15 protein-coding genes are annotated in these 13,858 nt (G+C 31.9%); 6 read left to right on the forward strand and 9 right to left on the reverse strand.

Going from position 1 to position 13,858, the window contains the following annotated elements; translation table 11 throughout:
- Nucleotides 1-4: 4 nt before the first annotated feature.
- Entirely contained in the window at nucleotides 5-1,240 is a 1,236-nt protein-coding gene (rodA, locus tag C8C83_RS06585) for a rod shape-determining protein RodA (protein WP_121327207.1), read from the forward strand.
- Between the two features lie 416 nt (nucleotides 1,241-1,656).
- On the opposite strand, the gene C8C83_RS06590 is transcribed toward rodA, so the two are convergent.
- The 6 genes from C8C83_RS06590 to xrtF all read right to left on the reverse strand — a co-directional run bounded on the left by C8C83_RS06590 (nucleotide 1,657) and on the right by xrtF (nucleotide 6,429).
- Nucleotides 1,657-2,337, reverse strand: a complete 681-nt coding sequence (locus tag C8C83_RS06590; protein ID WP_121327209.1) for a VTT domain-containing protein — start codon at nucleotides 2,335-2,337, stop codon at nucleotides 1,657-1,659.
- A gap of 129 nt (nucleotides 2,338-2,466) precedes the next feature.
- On the reverse strand, nucleotides 2,467-2,859 hold the full coding sequence (locus tag C8C83_RS06595) for a heavy-metal-associated domain-containing protein (protein ID WP_233566019.1): 393 nt from the start codon (nucleotides 2,857-2,859) through the stop codon (nucleotides 2,467-2,469).
- Between the two features lie 30 nt (nucleotides 2,860-2,889).
- On the reverse strand, nucleotides 2,890-4,896 hold the full coding sequence (locus C8C83_RS06600; RefSeq protein WP_121327210.1) for a TonB-dependent receptor plug domain-containing protein: 2,007 nt from the start codon (nucleotides 4,894-4,896) through the stop codon (nucleotides 2,890-2,892).
- A 115-nt stretch (nucleotides 4,897-5,011) separates the two neighbouring features.
- Entirely contained in the window at nucleotides 5,012-5,410 is a 399-nt protein-coding gene (locus tag C8C83_RS06605; RefSeq protein WP_121327212.1) for a hypothetical protein, read from the reverse strand.
- A gap of 46 nt (nucleotides 5,411-5,456) precedes the next feature.
- Nucleotides 5,457-5,903: an exosortase F system-associated protein gene (locus C8C83_RS06610; RefSeq protein ID WP_121329974.1), complete on the reverse strand. Its 447-nt coding sequence runs from the start codon at nucleotides 5,901-5,903 to the stop codon at nucleotides 5,457-5,459.
- Nucleotides 5,893-6,429 carry an exosortase family protein XrtF gene (gene xrtF / locus C8C83_RS06615; protein WP_121327214.1) on the reverse strand — a complete coding sequence of 179 codons (537 nt, stop codon included), beginning with the start codon at nucleotides 6,427-6,429 and terminating at the stop codon, nucleotides 5,893-5,895. Before xrtF ends, C8C83_RS06610 begins: the two co-directional genes overlap by 11 nt.
- 72 nt (nucleotides 6,430-6,501) lie before the next feature.
- Here xrtF and C8C83_RS06620 point away from each other — a divergent pair, with 72 nt between their 5' ends.
- The 4 genes from C8C83_RS06620 to C8C83_RS06635 all read left to right on the forward strand — a co-directional run bounded on the left by C8C83_RS06620 (nucleotide 6,502) and on the right by C8C83_RS06635 (nucleotide 10,617).
- Entirely contained in the window at nucleotides 6,502-6,957 is a 456-nt protein-coding gene (locus C8C83_RS06620; protein ID WP_121327216.1) for a GAF domain-containing protein, read from the forward strand.
- 34 nt (nucleotides 6,958-6,991) lie between these two features.
- The gene (locus C8C83_RS06625; RefSeq protein ID WP_121327218.1) at nucleotides 6,992-7,963 is read left to right on the forward strand and encodes an energy transducer TonB; all 972 of its coding nucleotides are present in this window, start codon (nucleotides 6,992-6,994) and stop codon (nucleotides 7,961-7,963) included.
- An 88-nt stretch (nucleotides 7,964-8,051) separates the two neighbouring features.
- The gene (gene rpsO / locus C8C83_RS06630) at nucleotides 8,052-8,318 is read left to right on the forward strand and encodes a 30S ribosomal protein S15 (protein WP_035623353.1); all 267 of its coding nucleotides are present in this window, start codon (nucleotides 8,052-8,054) and stop codon (nucleotides 8,316-8,318) included.
- A 163-nt stretch (nucleotides 8,319-8,481) separates the two neighbouring features.
- Entirely contained in the window at nucleotides 8,482-10,617 is a 2,136-nt protein-coding gene (locus C8C83_RS06635; RefSeq protein WP_121327219.1) for a polyribonucleotide nucleotidyltransferase, read from the forward strand.
- Between the two features lie 100 nt (nucleotides 10,618-10,717).
- On the opposite strand, the gene C8C83_RS06640 is transcribed toward C8C83_RS06635, so the two are convergent.
- From C8C83_RS06640 to C8C83_RS06650, 3 genes are read right to left on the reverse strand one after another with little or no spacing between them, the layout of a single operon-like run.
- Nucleotides 10,718-11,320 (reverse strand): CDP-alcohol phosphatidyltransferase family protein, encoded by a 603-nt coding sequence (locus C8C83_RS06640; RefSeq protein ID WP_121327221.1) that lies wholly within the window; start codon nucleotides 11,318-11,320, stop codon nucleotides 10,718-10,720.
- A gap of 15 nt (nucleotides 11,321-11,335) precedes the next feature.
- Nucleotides 11,336-11,953 (reverse strand): hypothetical protein, encoded by a 618-nt coding sequence (locus tag C8C83_RS06645; protein ID WP_121327223.1) that lies wholly within the window; start codon nucleotides 11,951-11,953, stop codon nucleotides 11,336-11,338.
- Nucleotides 11,954-11,956: 3 nt separating this feature from the next.
- A complete protein-coding gene (locus C8C83_RS06650; RefSeq protein WP_121327225.1) occupies nucleotides 11,957-12,700 on the reverse strand; it encodes a hypothetical protein in 744 nt (247 codons plus the stop codon).
- 104 nt (nucleotides 12,701-12,804) lie between these two features.
- On the opposite strand from C8C83_RS06650, the gene C8C83_RS06655 reads away from it, so the two are divergent.
- On the forward strand, nucleotides 12,805-13,767 hold the full coding sequence (locus C8C83_RS06655) for a hypothetical protein (protein WP_121327227.1): 963 nt from the start codon (nucleotides 12,805-12,807) through the stop codon (nucleotides 13,765-13,767).
- The last annotated feature ends 91 nt before the right edge of the window (nucleotides 13,768-13,858 follow it).

The following is a 13,858-nucleotide window of genomic DNA, read 5'->3' on the forward strand; positions in this document are numbered from 1 at the left end:
TCAAATGAAAAATCAAAGTGTAAAAAATAACCTGGACTGGATAAGCGTTTTTATCTACATTGCCTTGGTGACATTAGGGTGGCTAAATATTTATTCATCATCATTATTATCGACTGAAGGAACTTATCAAAAACAATTAATTTTTATTGGTTGTACTATTCCTTTGATTTTTGTCGTGCTTTTTGTTGATGGTAAATTCTATGAAAAATATGCCAGTATAATTTTTGGAGTTGCTTTATTATCGCTAGCAGGATTATTCCTATTCGGAAAAACTATTGCCGGTCAAAGATGTTGGTATGCCATTGGAAGCTTTACATTACAACCTTCTGAATTTGCAAAAGCCGCTACATCATTGGCATTAGCCAAATATTTAAGTGATACACAAATCAACCTCAAAGAAACAAACAGGCAAATTCAGGCATTGGCCATTGTGTTTTTACCCGTATTATTAATTTTACCTCAACCAGATCCGGGAAGTGCCTTGATCTATAGTATATTCATCATTGTATTATACAGAGAAGGTTTGCCATCTTGGTATGTTTGGACTGGTTTTATTACTATTTTATTATTTGTACTAACACTCGTTTTAGAACCATATGCTGTAATTTTAATAGCGTTTGGAGTATTGGCAATCATACATTTTAAAGGCAGAGTTGTCGACAGAAACATTATTTTAAGCGGTATTTTATTAGCCGTTATTTCAGCTTTTGTATTATCTGTAGACTATGTTTTTGATCACATTTTCAAACAACACCACCGTGATCGTTTCAATATCTTATTAGGTAAAACAGTTGATATGAAAGGTATTGGATACAATACCAATCAATCAGAAATTGCAATTGGATCAGGAGGTTGGATCGGAAAAGGTTTCTTAGAAGGAACACAAACCAAAGGAGGATTCGTTCCTGAACAACATACAGATTACATCTTTACGACTGTTGGTGAAGAATGGGGGTTTGTTGGCTCATTAGTTGTCATCGCGCTTTTTGTTGGTTTATTTTTAAGAGTAATTTATCTGGCCGAAAGACAAAAAACAAAATTTAGCAGGGTTTACGGTTACTGTGTGGCTGGAATTTTATTTACTCACTTTTTTGTAAACATTGCAATGGTTATTGGAATTTTCCCAACAATTGGAGTTCCTCTACCCTTCTTTTCTTATGGAGGTTCCGGACTTTGGGGATTCACGATTTTATTGTTTATCTTCTTAAAAATGGATGCAAATAAGGTTAATGAATGGTAATTTCCAATAAATCTTGTTGTCTGTTGAAGCGATAAAATAGCACACGGATGACGCGGATTCGCTTTCACGAAAACATGGATTTATACAGATTTTTTCTTTTGTTTTTTTTCAATCTTCTCATCCTGAGAGACAAAGAATCTTTGCAAGAAACTCCGCGATCTTGTCATTTCTATCGAAGAGAGAAATCACACTGGAAATTCGACAAAGACTGACAATTTTGATTACAGAATCTCTGCCTTTGGCCGAAATAACAAATAACACAATAAACAACCAATGGTTCTATAACTTCAATCACGTTAATTCACTGGATAACATAAAACATTTTTTGATTGATATAAAGAATGCTTTAAATCATTTCAACCATAAAAAAAGTCCGAAGTTTAAACTTCGGACTTTTTTATGCTTGATTTTATCACTTATATATTTTCACTTGGTCTTTTCTTCATAAGCTTAAGAAGAACCGGAAATGTAGATATAATTATAATAATTATGATAATGTATTCTATGTGTTCTTTCAAATCTATTCCTTGTTTCAAGAACACTCCATATAAATAATGTCCCGAAAAGATCAATATAAATGACCATAAAAAGGAACTTAATATATTGAAGAACATAAACTTCTTTTTATCCATCGAAACTATTCCTGCAATGATTGGCGCAAAGGTTCTGAAAATTGGCAAGAAACGAGCGTAAATAATTGCTTTTCCTCCATATTTTTCAAAGAAGTCTTTCGATTGTAACAGGTATTTCTTTTTAAACCAGAAAGTATCTTCTTTTTTAAACAGATAGTAACCACTTTTGGCTCCAAACCAATAACCGGTCATATTACCTAAAACTCCCATAACTGCAACCAGAAACGAAAGCAAGAATACATTAATAAAATCTCCCGGAATGTGTATTACATTTTCAATTAAATCACGACTATAAATACCTGCCAAAAAAAGCAAACTATCTCCTGGTAGAAAAAAACCTGCAAAAAGCCCTGTTTCAGCAAAAACGATAAACAAAACAATATATAAACCAATTTGAAAACCGCCAATACTTAATGTAATATAAAATTCAGGGTTGACTAATTGAGTCCAATCAAAATTATTCATAAAATGAGGTTGGTTACATTTATAAGTTCGTGAAAGTAACAATAATTTACTTTAACCACAATAAAATACGGTATTTTAAAGATAAATTAACTATTAAAAAAGCCCAAGTTATACTTGGGCTCTCTATGTTTATTCCTCTCTTTCATATTTACAACATGAATGCAAATTAGCATAATCAGAATCCGTTGCTTTAACTTCTTTAGTATCATGCCCTACTTTGGCAATTGCTTTGTTTAAATCTGCTGTAGACGATTTTTCTTCATTCAAAATCACCGTTAATTGATGTGAACTTATATCCCAACTTGCCGTTTTAACTCCCGGAACACCAAACGCAGCTTTTTCGATACGTTTTTTACATTGTTCGCAATTACCATTTACTTCAGTAGTATATTTCAAATTCTTATTTTTCTTCGTTTGGGCTTGCGCCGAAAATCCTAAAAAAGTGATTAATGCGATTAAAAGTATGTTTTTACTCATGCCTTTTATATTGTTATTTTTGTATTCGTGAATCGATGATTTCATTTTGTCTATTATTAAAGTTTATAAATTTATTTATTTTATTTTAAATCGTAATCCTGCGTAATACATTTGTCCAAAAATTGGCGCATATGCTACAGAAGCATCAAAATTAGATCCAAAAGGATCTTCGGCACCCAAAATTGCTTTCTGTTGTTTGTAATTCCCAATATTCTCTCCTCCTGCATAAACTTCAAAAACAGGCGAAATTACTCTTGTAACCTGCATATTCATAACAGCATATGATGGCGAAAAATCCGGAAACTGATCTTCTACAGGATTTGAAGCCGTATAAGGTAATTGTTGTTTTCCTGACCAGTTAAAAGTATAATCAAACTTCCATTGTTTACCGTTGTTCAACTGAGTTTCATATTCCAGATTCCCCAAAAAACGATGTTTTGCTTGCAACGGACGCTGAAAAGTCCCTCTTAAATAATCCGTTTGAATATCGTAATATTTATAAGCTGTTCTCAAGTTCAAATTATGAATCAACTCATAATTGAATTCAAACTGAAAGCTATTCGCAAATGAACTTCCTTTTAGATTATAAAACAAAACTTCCTGTGGACTTTGCATTAAATCTACAACCGCCTGATTTTGAAAATCGGTTCTGTAGAAATCAAACCCTGCTTCGGCATTTTTATTAAAAATTTTAAATTTCTGAGAAAAACTAACACCGTAATTCCAGGCAATTTCAGGATTCAGTCCATAAATTTTTCCACTATTATCTAAAATAGAAAATGTTCTGGAACTTGCAAAAAGCTGTTGATTCTCGGCAAAAATATTAGCCGAACGCTTTCCTCTTCCTGCAGAAAAACGAATAACTCCATCTTTCCATGGATTGTATCTCATATGCAAACGCGGCGTAACAAAAAAACCTAAGCGATTATGATTATCAACTCGTCCTCCAAGAATCAAACTAAAGTTATCTGTATTATCATACGTATATTCAAAGAACGCTCCAACTGAATTATCAATTCGGCTATAATCAGTTACGTTCACAAATTCCTGATATTGGTCATACGTAAAATTCAAACCTGTCGAGAACTTATGTTTAGTATTATTAATAATCGAATTGAAAATTAAATTCGAATAGAAACTATTTTGCTTAATGTCATACAAATTCAGTCCAAAATAAGAGTTTTGATTATGACTATTAAAAGCATTCTGAAAACCGATACTTTGATACGGCATATCTTTAAAAACGTATCCAATTTTTGTCGAAACATCAAAACGTTCTGTATTGATTTCTGAACCCCAATGATTCGTCGTTCCGCGATCTCTGTCTTTATCAAAATCAACTTCTCCGGTTTGCTTTTTATCATTCATATATCTAAAATTGATAAAACTCACCAAACCACTTTCGGCATCATAATACTGATAGCGGTTTAAAACGTTGATTTGTTTTCCTAAAGGATTGTCCAAAAAACCATCATTATTCATATCGTTTTTTGCGACGCGGGCATTCCCATGAACAAACAAACTTGTCGCCCATTTATCGGATAGTTTTTTATTGAAATGTGTATTTACTTCAAATCTTGCATCGGTTGAACCATAAACATTCAAAAAGAACGGAATGTCATTTAATGGTTTTAAAAGTTCCGTGTTTATTTGGCCTGAAATACTTTCATAACCATTGATTACGCTTCCGGCTCCTTTGGTAATCTGAACGCTTTCGATCCAGGTTCCGGGAGTAAATGACAATCCATAAGCTTGAGAAGCTCCCCGAACCGAAGGAATATTCTCCTCAGTAATCATTAAATACGGACTTGTAAGACCTAACATTTTTATTTGTTTCGTTCCTGTCAAAGCATCAGAGAAGTTGACGTCGATTGAAGGATTAGTTTCGAAACTTTCGGCCAAATTACAACATGCCGCTTTAAGCAATTCTTTACTTGTAATAACAGATGTATTTGAGGTAAGCGTATAGGATTTTTTTATTCCTTTTTGCTTCTTTGTGATCTTAACTTCCTGTAAATCTTCTTGCGAAAAAGCGGTAACAGAAAATAAAATCATACAAAAAAGCATGATATTTTTTTGCATAAAAAATGATTTTAATGTTAATTAGAAAAACTGTTTCATAGAAATTCTTCTTAAATGAAAAACAACTAAACAGCATAGCGCAAGCCAATAAGCGGCTTGATTCTAAACATTAAAATCAGGAATAAAAAATGTATTGATTGTATAATTTAAATAATGGCGGCGCATTCGCATCAGAATAATACGAAGTAATTTGATTGTTTTTGAAATTTGGAATTGATACAAAAACAATTGGTTTATATTCTTGAATTACCGCTGGAAAAGCTAATTGAAAAAAGAAAATCTTAAATGTAGCGTTATCCGATTTTTTTTCGAAATGAACTACTTTGTCTTTACAACAAGATGATTTCTTTTCTGAATCGCCACAACATTTCTTCTCAGGAGAGGCAGAAGCTGTAGTATTTAATGAAACAGAAGCGATTTCACCTCCACAATAATGCACATCAAAAGCAAACCCGATGTTGGAAACCAACAATAGGAAAGCTAAAAATAATCCTGTGCACTTTTTTAGATTCATACTGCAAAACTACCTAAAAAAGACTAAAAAAAGATTTAATGAAATGTTATTTTTTAAGATTTTGTTGCTGATAGTAAAATGCCGGAATAAACAACAATACAAATATAGGCTGGATTATAAATCGTCTTACATAAAAAAGAAGCCAGTTTGCATCCGGAAAATATTCGATAATCACAAAGAACATTACAAAAAGAAGCACCAGAAAAAAACCATACATATAGGTACTGAATTTCAAAATTTCTTTATCCTGAAACAAAGTATAGATTAGTATTAAAGATAAAGTACTATTTAGAATATATCGCAGAAAAAGTCCTCCAAAAAGTTTAAAAGAATCAACTTCAGGAAAAGGCAAATTTTTAAATTCTTCTTTAAAATAATCCAAAAACGGATCATAAAATAGTTGGTCTTCAAACGCTCTGATAACGCCAAAACAAAACACAACCAGAATTGAAACCAGAATTTTTAATTTGTGTTCCTTTAAATTATCTAGCATATTTTGAAAATTTATTAATCCAAATAAACCATAAAACAAATACCAGTCCGTATATTATTAAAGGAAAAAAGACGCCATGCAGGAAATGAGCATATTCAGGAAAATTATATGCCAAAACGACTAACAAAGCAATTCGAACAATATTAACAATATAGATCAGAAAAATTCCGAGTAAGATAAAAAGAAACGTTGGTTTAAATTTTCCGGAAAAAGCGACAACAAACGAAACAAACAAAATAATAACGCTTACAGCATTACAACCTTCAATGATTCGTGTCATATATTTTTTATTATAATAGACATCCAACCAGGAATCAGGCAATTTTTTGTCTATTTTAATATCACAATTAAACAATTGCATTAATTGCTCAACGTTGCGACCGACAATTTTTGTAATTCCGTCAACGTCATTTACCTGAAAACTATCCAAATACCACTTATAAATAAAGGTAAGTACAATATAAGTAGCAAAAAAAGTACCTATAAAAATCAGAAAGGGTTTGAACTGTATTAAATATTTTCTCAAGTGGATTTTTTTTTCAAATTTATGTATTTTTTGAGTTTAGCTTTAAATACTTTTGTATAAAATTTTTATATCATGACATTTCAAGAATTACAACCAAAAATAAGCGCAATTGTAGCTGATACTAATACTCTTAGAGACGAAAAACTATTAGCCATTTGCCAACTATTAAATGCAAATGTAGAATATTATAACTGGGTTGGTTTTTATTTTGCCAATCACGAAAACAAAACCTTGCATTTAGGACCTTATATAGGTGCAGAAACGGATCATACTGTTATTCCGTTTGGAAAAGGAATTTGTGGACAAGTAGCCGAAAGTAATGCCAATTTTGTAGTGCCTGACGTCGCTGCTCAGGATAATTATATTGCATGTAGTTTTACTGTGAAATCTGAAATTGTGGTTCCATTATTTGTTGACGGAGTAAATATTGGTCAAATCGACATTGATAGTCACGTAATTGATCCTTTTACAGAAGCTGACGAAAGATTTTTAGAATTTGTAAATCTGGAAGTTGCTAAATTGTACTAAAAACAAGATTATATTTATATTTTTAATCTAGTATATGAAATTTAGACTCTTTCTTGTTGCCCTTACATTAATTTCAGTGGCACCTACAAAAATATTAAGTCAGTCTGCTCAAGTTCCTCCAGATCTTGACAAATTAATTTATTTAGATTCTTCTTTTGTAGAAACCAAGGAAGAAAATCTTGTCTACATTCGAGTAGTCGAAGGTTATTATTCGGAAAGGCCTAATTATGTTTTTAAAGATTATTACAAATCAGAGAATTTAAAAATGGTAGGTTTTTCACCGAATAAAAATAAACTGGAAGAACAAGGACAATTTATTTATTACTATGAAAACGGAAACAAACAATCAACGGTTTATTATTCTAATGGTAAAAAAAAGGGTAAAGAATTTAATTGGTATGAGAATGGAAATCCAAAATCTGAGTTAGAATATTCGACAGATAACCAAGAAAAAATAAATACAAAAGTCATCAGCTATTGGAATGAAAAAAGAGAACAAAAAGTTATCGCAGGGAATGGCGAATACAAAACACAAGATGACACCTTTGAAGAATATGGTCCTATAAAAAATGGTCTTTATGATCAGACGTGGAAAGGAAGAAAATTAAATGATAAATTTACTTTTATTGAAAATTACAAAGAGGGACAACTAATTTCCGGAACAAGTAAAGACACAATAAATAATAAAGAGTTTCATTACAAAAAGTTTGAAACAAGCGCATCTCCAAAAGGTGGATTAGATAATTTCTATGGTTACCTTCAAAGAGCAATAGATTTACCCTTGAATTCGCAAAATACTTCTGGAAAAATATACATAAATTTTACAGTAAATGAAGAAGGAAGTTTAGTGGATCCAAAAATCCTTAGAGGAATCAATTCCCATGTTGATGAAAGCATAAAACGACTTATAACACAATCGCATAAATGGAATCCTGCTTTAAAAAGAGGTATTCCAAAAAAGGTTCTTTATTCATTACCTATAACAATTGCAAAAAAAGAACAGTAAACTTTATTTTTCCAAAAAAAAGTTCTAATTTTGCACCCGTCTTACAAAAGTTGTACGACATACATAAAAATCATTAAATAATATTGGAATGTATTTAAGTAAAGAGAAAAAAGAAGAGATTTTCGCACAACACGGTGGTGCAACAAACACTGGAAGCGCAGAAGGTCAGATTGCATTGTTCACGTTCAGAATTTCACATTTAACTGAGCACTTGAAAAAAAATCGTCACGATTACAACACTGAGCGTTCACTTGTACTATTAGTAGGTAAAAGAAGAGCTTTGTTGGATTACTTGAAAAAGAAAGAGATCAACAGATATCGTGAGATTATCAAAGTATTGAATATCAGAAAATAATCAATATAGAAAAGAGGTGCGAGAGTGCCTCTTTTTGTTTTTACATTACAAGCATTTTATAAGAAAAAAAGTTTGGTTTTTCATTGGGTTTTAGATTAACAACAACTACACACAACAACTACAACACAACTAAAACCCATTGTATAACCAATAAGGAAAAATTATGATTCCACAATTATTTGTAGAAAAGATCGATTTAGGTGATGGCAGAAGCATCACAATCGAGACAGGACGTTTAGCTAAACAAGCTGATGGTTCTGTAGTAGTAAGAATGGGCGACACGATGATACTTGCGACAGCAGTTTCAGCTCGTAGCGCTAACCCAGCGGTAGACTTTTTACCATTAACGGTAGATTACCGCGAAAAATTTGCAGCAGCTGGTCGTTTTCCAGGAGGTTTCTTTAAGAGAGAAGCTCGCCCAAGCGATAGTGAGGTATTAACAATGAGATTAGTAGACCGTGTTTTACGTCCGCTTTTCCCAGATGATTACCATGCTGAAACACAAGTTATGATTCAATTAATGTCTCATGACGAAACTGTTATGCCTGATGCTTTAGCTGGTTTAGCTGCATCTGCTGCATTAGCTGTTTCAGATATTCCTTTTTATAACTTAATTTCTGAAGTACGTGTTGCACGTATCGACGGAAAATTTGTTATCAACCCAAGTAGAGAAGACTTAGACAAATCTGACATCGACATGATGATTGGTGCTTCTATGGATTCTGTAGCAATGGTTGAAGGAGAGATGAAAGAAATTTCAGAAGCAGAAATGGTAGAAGCTATCAAATTTGCTCACGAAGCTATAAAAGTTCAAATTCAAGCACAATTGCGTTTGCAAGCTGCTTTTGGTAAAAAAGAAATTCGTACTTACGAAGGTGAAAAAGAAAACGAAGAAATTTACAAAAAAGTAAAAGCTGCAGCATACGATAAAATTTATGATATCGCTAAAGTTGGTTCAGCTAAACACGAAAGATCTGCTGCATTTGCTGAAGTAAAAGAAGAAGTTAAAGCTTTATTTACTGAAGAAGAATTAGCTGCTGATGGAGATTTAGTTTCTAAATATTTCTACAAAACAAACAAAGAAGCTGTTCGTAATGTAGTATTAGAATTAGGTGTTCGTTTAGATGGTAGAAAAACTACTGACATCAGACCAATCTGGTGTGAAACTGATTATTTACCAAGAGTTCACGGTTCATCTTTATTTACTCGTGGAGAAACTCAAGCTTTGGCAACTGTAACTTTAGGAACTTCAAGAGAAGCGAATCAAATCGATTCTCCATCTGAACAAGGTGAAGAGAAATTCTATTTACACTATAACTTCCCTCCTTTCTCAACTGGTGAAGCAAAACCATTAAGAGGAACTTCAAGAAGAGAAGTTGGTCACGGTAACTTAGCTCAAAGAGCTTTAAAAAATATGATTCCTGCTGATTGTCCTTACACAATTCGTATTGTTTCTGAAGTTTTAGAATCTAACGGTTCTTCTTCTATGGCAACAGTTTGTGCTGGAACAATGGCTTTGATGGATGCTGGAGTTCAAATGGTAAAACCAGTTTCTGGTATTGCTATGGGATTAATTACTGATGGTGAGAAATTTGCTGTATTGTCTGATATTTTAGGTGACGAAGATCATTTAGGAGATATGGACTTTAAAGTAACCGGAACTGCTGACGGTATTACAGCTTGTCAAATGGACATTAAAATTGATGGTTTACGTTACGATATCATGGAGCAAGCTTTAGGGCAAGCACGTGAAGGACGTTTACACATTTTAGGAAAATTAACTGAGACTATCGCTGCACCAAGAGCTGATGTTAAAGCACACGCACCAAAAATCATTACCAGAACTATTCCTGGAAACTTTATTGGAGCATTAATTGGACCTGGCGGAAAAGTAATTCAGGAATTACAAAAAGCTACAGGAACAACTATTGTTATCAACGAAGTTGATGAACAAGGTGTTATCGAAATCTTAGGTACAGATCCTGCTGGAATTGAAGCAGTATTGGCTAAAATTAAGTCAATCACTTTCAAACCACAAATGGGAGAAGCTTATGAAGTAAAAGTAATTAAAATGTTAGATTTTGGAGCTGTAGTTGAATATACTGCTGCGCCAGGAAATGAAGTCTTATTACACGTTTCTGAATTAGCTTGGGAACGTACTGAAAATGTTACTGATGTTGTAAACATGGGTGATGTATTTGAAGTAAAATACCTAGGTGTTGATCCTAAAACTAAAAAAGAAAAAGTGTCAAGAAAAGCACTTTTACAAAGACCTCCACGTGAGGAGAAAAAAGAGTAATCAGATCTTAGTTTACTAAAGGTTTATTCATAGAGAAATCCCGTTTCATTTTACTGAAACGGGATTTTTTGTTTTTATATCTTTTTCAAATATTAGATAATTACCCATTAAACCATTTATGTCTCTTGATTGATTTTCCTTCCCGAATTAAATAGGCATGATACGAACTAGGAACATCATGTGTCCATTTAGGTAAAAAATAAATGATCAGGTAAACATCAATATGACCAACTATTCCAAAAAATACTGCAAGAAAAAAAGGAATTCCCGCATGACCAAAACCAATCATAGAAGCAAAAGCAACTAGCAAGGTTATCCCCCATAATTTAGACAAAAGAGCGTGAGTACAAGTTTCTTTTCCAAATTTCAGAATACTAAAAAGATAGGTCAAAGCTTCCATTACAAAAATTGAAATAATGGCATATTTATAATCCATAATAATTTCAGGATTTAACAACCACGTACACCAACCTACACAGAGCCAAAAAACTAAATCGACCTGACTATCCATTCTACGTAATTTTTCTGATGAAACACCAACTTTCCGAGCAATAATACCATCAAAAATATCAGTCAACAAACCGAATATCATTAATGAAACTAAAATCATTCTAACATAGAGAAAATTACTATTTGCAATTAAAATCATTGGAAAACCCAGCAATAACCGAATACTAATAAGCAACAAGGGAACTTTTTTCATTTTTATTTTTTAAAATTATTGTCGATAAACTATTCCAAACATTAAACTTTGGGAACCAAAATTCTTTTCAACCTGATCATTAAACAAACCGTATGGAGACCATTGATAATGACACTGCAATCCGGTATTTCTATAATTAAGCTTGATTCCTTGTGATAAATAAAATGTAGTCAAAAGTTCTCTGGTATGTTCTCCATCACCAAATTCTAATTCATTTGGAGCATTATAAAAATTTAGAGCCAAGCCAATTCCGGAATTCCATTCTAAATTAAAATCTGTCTTTCGTTGAGATAACGGAATAACTTTTGCAAAACGCGTTCCGATGTTTATCGCAAAATGACTTGATTTATACTGCACAATAGAGTCCCGATATTTAAAATTAACATCTACAGGATTTTTAGGTATAAAAAAATTAAAACCAAAATCTACAAAATCTTCTCTGGTCAATTTATTTCTAAACCAAAAGCCAAATGATGGTGACAAATCAAACTTATCAGAAAGCTTACCGATTGGCTGTACAAAACCAGCTTCAACATAAACCCTTTCATATTCTTTAGATGAATCTTGAGATTCTTTTTGAGCAAACGCAAATTCTGAAAATATAAGAATCAGCAGTAATAAAAATCTTCTCATAATTTACCAGTTTAAAAAAGGCATTGAGCTTTTATTATTTATATTCCAAAGCCCTAATTGAAAACCTTTTGAATTTGATTTATTAAAAACACCTATTTGCAAACCTCTATTAATTCTGGTTTGATTAAAAATTCCTAAATGCAATCCGGTTAATTGATAAGATTGATTGTAAATTCCAACTGTTGAGCCAGCCAAATTATTATTAGCATTATAAATCCCAACCGAAAGTCCGTTTTGATGATCCGCAATTGTTCCTAAAACAGTAACCGAAAGTCCATTAAAATTTTTGAATTTATTTCCGGCAGAAATATTCAATCCGTTCATACTCGTTGTGGTAAAAAAACATCCCGTGCTAATATTTAGACCATTTAATTTTAAATCAGGAGAATAATTCATATTCTTAATTCTATAGTAATCTTCAGTATTTTTAATACTATCCAATTTTTTGTTATTCTTAATGCTTTCCGGCAGATACATTAATGACATAAAACCCATAAAAACTCCAGCGATTGGCGCCGGATTCGCTTCGACATTTATACCATTAATCATTTGATTTGCTATACGTTTATTTTTAACATGCCCGATTCCGAATACAAGTCCATTTACTTTATCAACTTTTTTTGACATTGGCGAAAGACTGAAAATTTGAGAATGCAATTCAACAGAATCATTTTCAACTAGAACTGAATTCTGACCGTAAGAACATCCAAAAACAAAACTTAGAATTACTAAAATTGATGTTTTCATAAAATCATTGTTTTAAAATTACAAGGCAAACCTATTGCAATTATCACATACAAATTTGCTTAAATCAATAAAACTATTTCATATATTTGTGATTATCGCAAATTATGAAATATCAAGAATCGTTTTTAAAAGCGCTTAGAGCTAAAATCCCAAAATCAGTTTCTTTAATAGATGAGATCGCGACAGTTTTAGAAATAAGCTATGACGCATCGCACAGAAGAATATCTGAAAAAAGTAAATTTTCGATTGATGAAACCATCACATTGGCAAATCATTTTAATATTTCATTGGATAATCTATTTTCAAAAAAAGAAAAGGTAATTGTAGAAAAGACAATAGAGATTGAAACATTAAAAGATATGCTTCAATATTTCAAAACGTCAGCAGAACAAATCGAAATATTAACAAAAAACCCCAATACAACACTATTTTATTCGGCTAAAGATATTCCGCTGTTTTATTTTATGGATGGAACTATCTTATCAAAATTCAAAGCTTTTGTCTGGCTGAATCTTTTAAACACAAATCAAAAAAAAGTCAATTTTGAAAGTTTTGTAATCGAAGAGTCTTTTGCAGAATATATGCAGAAGTTGAAAAATGTATACGAAAATACGGTAGTAAATGAAATCTGGAATGACACTACAATAAACAGTAGTTTACAGCAAATTCTATATTTTCATGAAGCTGGTTTACTTTCTTTAAAAAACGCAAATGCCCTCTGCAAAGACCTGAAAAGAATTATCCATTTGATTCAGGAAAAATGCAATTTGAAAAATACAAATTTTAATATTTATTATAACGAGTTAATCCTACTCAACAACAATATGCTTATTGAAACGGAAGAAAAGCTAACTATGTTTGTTCCTTACACACTCTTAGGTTACTTTATAACTGATAATGAAGAAAGTTGTAACAATGTTCATCAATTTTTCAAACAACAAATCATAAACTCAAAACCTTTAGGACAATCAGGTATTAAGGAACAAAATCTATTCTTTAATCGAGCCATTCGAAAAATAGACTACTATATTGAAAAAATTAATTCTCAAGTAGACTTATTATTTTAAAAGCTGATATTCCCCCTCTTTAGTTTACTAAAGTTTACTAATAGCAAAACCTGTTTCATTTAACCGAAACAGGTTTTTTTGTTACAAATCA

Source organism: Flavobacterium sp. 90 (assembly GCF_004339525.1).
Taxonomy (GTDB): domain Bacteria; phylum Bacteroidota; class Bacteroidia; order Flavobacteriales; family Flavobacteriaceae; genus Flavobacterium.

Bases quoted from the DNA above. Each gene is read 5' to 3' on its own strand.
- C8C83_RS06640 (WP_121327221.1), bottom strand. From the start codon at position 11,320: ATGAAAAAAGTTCCCTTGTTGCTTATTAGTATTCGGTTATTGCTGGGT.
- C8C83_RS06600 (WP_121327210.1), bottom strand. From the start codon at position 4,896: ATGCAAAAAAATATCATGCTTTTTTGTATGATTTTATTTTCTGTTACC.
- rodA (WP_121327207.1), top strand. From the start codon at position 5: ATGAAAAATCAAAGTGTAAAAAATAACCTGGACTGGATAAGCGTTTTT.
- C8C83_RS06625 (WP_121327218.1), top strand. From the start codon at position 6,992: ATGAAATTTAGACTCTTTCTTGTTGCCCTTACATTAATTTCAGTGGCA.
- C8C83_RS06620 (WP_121327216.1), top strand. From the start codon at position 6,502: ATGACATTTCAAGAATTACAACCAAAAATAAGCGCAATTGTAGCTGAT.
- C8C83_RS06595 (WP_233566019.1), bottom strand. From the start codon at position 2,859: ATGAAATCATCGATTCACGAATACAAAAATAACAATATAAAAGGCATG.
- C8C83_RS06645 (WP_121327223.1), bottom strand. From the start codon at position 11,953: ATGAGAAGATTTTTATTACTGCTGATTCTTATATTTTCAGAATTTGCG.
- C8C83_RS06610 (WP_121329974.1), bottom strand. From the start codon at position 5,903: ATGCTAGATAATTTAAAGGAACACAAATTAAAAATTCTGGTTTCAATT.
- C8C83_RS06590 (WP_121327209.1), bottom strand. From the start codon at position 2,337: ATGAATAATTTTGATTGGACTCAATTAGTCAACCCTGAATTTTATATT.
- C8C83_RS06635 (WP_121327219.1), top strand. From the start codon at position 8,482: ATGATTCCACAATTATTTGTAGAAAAGATCGATTTAGGTGATGGCAGA.
- C8C83_RS06655 (WP_121327227.1), top strand. From the start codon at position 12,805: ATGAAATATCAAGAATCGTTTTTAAAAGCGCTTAGAGCTAAAATCCCA.
- rpsO (WP_035623353.1), top strand. From the start codon at position 8,052: ATGTATTTAAGTAAAGAGAAAAAAGAAGAGATTTTCGCACAACACGGT.
- C8C83_RS06605 (WP_121327212.1), bottom strand. From the start codon at position 5,410: ATGAATCTAAAAAAGTGCACAGGATTATTTTTAGCTTTCCTATTGTTG.
- C8C83_RS06650 (WP_121327225.1), bottom strand. From the start codon at position 12,700: ATGAAAACATCAATTTTAGTAATTCTAAGTTTTGTTTTTGGATGTTCT.